Origin of the sequence: Xanthomonas sp. SHU 308 (assembly GCF_000364645.1) — a bacterium.
GTDB lineage: Bacteria > Pseudomonadota > Gammaproteobacteria > Xanthomonadales > Xanthomonadaceae > Xanthomonas_A > Xanthomonas_A sontii.
On the sequence record NZ_AQOK01000569.1, the window covers coordinates 1 to 1879 of the forward strand.

Annotated in this window: 3 protein-coding genes; all 3 read right to left on the reverse strand. The window is 72.0% G+C overall.

Going from position 1 to position 1879, the window contains the following annotated elements; all coding sequences use genetic code 11:
• Nucleotides 1-153, reverse strand: a 153-nt coding sequence (locus D588_RS25100; RefSeq protein WP_043085500.1) for an SDR family NAD(P)-dependent oxidoreductase, incomplete at its 3' end; no start/stop codon positions are given.
• Between the two features lie 532 nt (nucleotides 154-685).
• Nucleotides 686-1447 (reverse strand): pimeloyl-ACP methyl ester esterase BioH, encoded by a 762-nt coding sequence (bioH, locus tag D588_RS0116695; RefSeq protein ID WP_017916789.1) that lies wholly within the window; start codon nucleotides 1445-1447, stop codon nucleotides 686-688.
• Nucleotides 1448-1495: 48 nt separating this feature from the next.
• Nucleotides 1496-1849 (reverse strand): hypothetical protein, encoded by a 354-nt coding sequence (locus D588_RS0116700; protein WP_017916790.1) that lies wholly within the window; start codon nucleotides 1847-1849, stop codon nucleotides 1496-1498.
• Nucleotides 1850-1879: the final 30 nt, after the last annotated feature.

A 1879-nucleotide genomic window follows, 5' to 3' on the forward strand; every position in this document is an offset into this window, starting at 1 on the left:
CAGCTGCGCCGCGGCCGCATCGAGCCCGGCCTGGCCGCGCGCCACGATCGCCACGTGCACGCCTTCGCGGGCCAGCGCCTGCGCGCAGCCCAGCCCCAGCCCCTTGCTCGCGGCGCAGACCAGCGCCCATTTGCCGGCGATTCCCAGGTCCATGCTTGCACTCTCGTTCGAAGGAACCGCGATGATCGGACATCGGCGCTGTGGCGGCCAGCGTCGCTCCGCGACGTTGAGGACATTGAGCACGCACGGTAGGTGCAGGAGCGGCTTCGCTGCGCAGCGTTTTGCTGCCATGCGTCGCGACTGAAGTCGCTCCCACAGGGATAGCCGGCATCCTTGTGGGAGGGACTTCAGTCCCGACGACGGAGGGTGTCGGTCGGCTTTCGGCTTCGCTTGTCGCGGCGGCACGACAGTTGAGTCCCACGGCGGAGCCGCTTGCGTCTTTCTGACGTCGGTGCGGGTCGCGTGATGCCTTGTGGGAGTCAACTGTCATGCAGCACGCGACGCGCGAGACGGTGTGCGTTTTCCGATGGCGCAATGCGTCGGGACTGAAGTCCCTCCCGCAGTGCATCCGGCGGGCTCGACGCAAGCGCTAGTAGAGCGGCTTCAGCCGCGACCCGACGCAACGGGCGTGTCGCGGCTGAAGCCGCTCCTAAGACAGCATCGTGGAACGCGCGGCGTGACGCCGCTAGTCCAGCGTCGCCATAAATCCACGCAGCGCCTCGGCGACCGTATCGGCATGGCCGAGGAACGGGGCGTGGCCGCCGCCGGCGACGATCAGCGCGCGCGCGTTCGGCGCCAGCGCAGCGGCGGCCTCCATGCCTGCGGGTGGGACCAGGCGGTCGCGCTGGCCGCCGATCCACAGGCTGGGCACGCGCAGGCCGGGCAGGGCGCGGCGCAGATCGGTACGTTCCAGTAGGGTCAGGCCGTCCTGCAGTACGTGCGGGTCGGGCGCGCCGCGGGCGTCGAGCGCTTCGCGCAGGGTGCGCAGTTCGGCGCGCGCGTGCGCCGAGCCGAGCGTATCCAGTGCCAGGAAGCGCTCGAGGGTGCCGCGATAGTCCTCGGCCAGATCGCGGCCGAACTGTTCGAACACCTGTGGCTCCACCGCGTGCGGCCAGTCGCTGCCGCGGACGAAGCGCGGCGTCGCCGCGAGCATCGCCAGCCCGCGCACCTGCGGTTGCGTGGCGGCGGCGTGCAGCGCGAACAGCCCGCCCAGCGACCAGCCCAGCCACACGGCCGGCGGCGTGGCCGCGGCGATCGCGCTGACCACGTGCGGCAATGCCAGCGGCGTGTCGTCGCCGCGGCTGTGGCCGTGCCCGGGCAGGTCCACCAGGTGCAGGCGGTACTGCGCCGACAAGCGCTCGACCAAGGGCGCGAAGATGCCGCCGTTCAACGCCCAGCCGTGCAGCAGGACCAGATCGGGGCCCTGCCCCAGGGTGTCGATATGCATCGTTGTCGTCGTTGCGAAAGAACAGGAAAGGCAGCGTCGGCCGTCGCGTCAGTGCGCCGCGCGCTGCGCCAGCACCTGCGGCAGCAGCAGGCGCCACTGCCGGCGCGGATAGTCGCGGGTGCGCCAGGCGGACACGCGATGCGCACCGCGGCGCTGCTGGATCGCCGCGCTCAGCCAGTCGCCGTCGATGCCCTGCCAGGCGCCGGCCGTGGTCAGCAGGTTCGGCGCCAGCCGCGGATGCACGTCCTCGCGCAGCATCTGCCACAGCGTATCGGTGGCGAACGGCGAGGCGGCGAGTACCGCGGCGATCTGCGCATGCCGCGCGTCGACCGCATCGTCCAGGTACAGCTCGGCCAGCGCGTCCCACACCGCGCGTCGCGCGGCGAGGCCGGTCGCGCTCACGCCGGCACGCCGGGCGGGTGCGCGGCCACA

Bases quoted from the DNA above. Each gene is read 5' to 3' on its own strand.
- bioH (WP_017916789.1), bottom strand. From the start codon at position 1,447: ATGCATATCGACACCCTGGGGCAGGGCCCCGATCTGGTCCTGCTGCAC.